The organism is Pseudomonas protegens (assembly GCF_003732485.1).
Lineage (GTDB): Bacteria > Pseudomonadota > Gammaproteobacteria > Pseudomonadales > Pseudomonadaceae > Aquipseudomonas > Aquipseudomonas protegens_B.
Genome location: NZ_MOAK01000053.1, coordinates 156,037 through 156,792, shown reverse-complemented (window position 1 = coordinate 156,792; position 756 = coordinate 156,037).

Here is a 756-nt window from a genome sequence, read left to right as displayed (position 1 = left end):
ACTGGCCATGACCGTACTGCTTGAGCAGCTTGGCGTAGTGGCGCTTGATGGTCCGGGTATCAGCGGTGGCGGGCAGGCCGAGTAGGGTCCAGCAACTCATTGGTCGGTAAAACTCCGTGCAACCGGCAGCAACATCCAGTGATGAATGGAGGAAATTGCGCACCCTACCGGTTTCCCGGATAAAAGTCCCCGACTCCAATCCGTCTATTGAAAAGCGCGAAGGCCAGGGCGATCCAGCGAGGGGCTTGTGGTTTGGCAGGGGGCTTGTCTGCGCTGATTTGCTGCGCCGAGCAGCAGTGCTCCGAGTTGCATGGGGCTGCTCGAAGGGGGATGTGCCTTAAAGTGAATTATGATCATAACCTTGTTTTATGAATGGTTTAGTTGATCCTGTTTCTATGTTTATAAAAGCGAATAAAAACAATGATTTATTGGTTTTTATTGATCCTAATTGTTATCTATTTGCCGGTTGAATAGGGCGCTTCAGGTGTGTTCAGGGTTGCGCGCATGACTTTTCTGGCGGGTTGCAGACCGGCACCCTGTACACCGACCGGGTGACCTATCGGGCCATTGGCGGTGCACCTTTGGAGTGGCTGATAGTCAACCGCTGCATGGCGCGTATTTTTTAAGGCCCGGCAGCGCAACATGGTGCGCTTGCTGAGCGTTGCGCCGTCTTCGTGATTCTCTGTGTGGATAGCCAAGGAGCATGCCGTGAGCAAGAAAATTCTGCTGGTCCTGACCAGCGTGGCCAAGTACCCG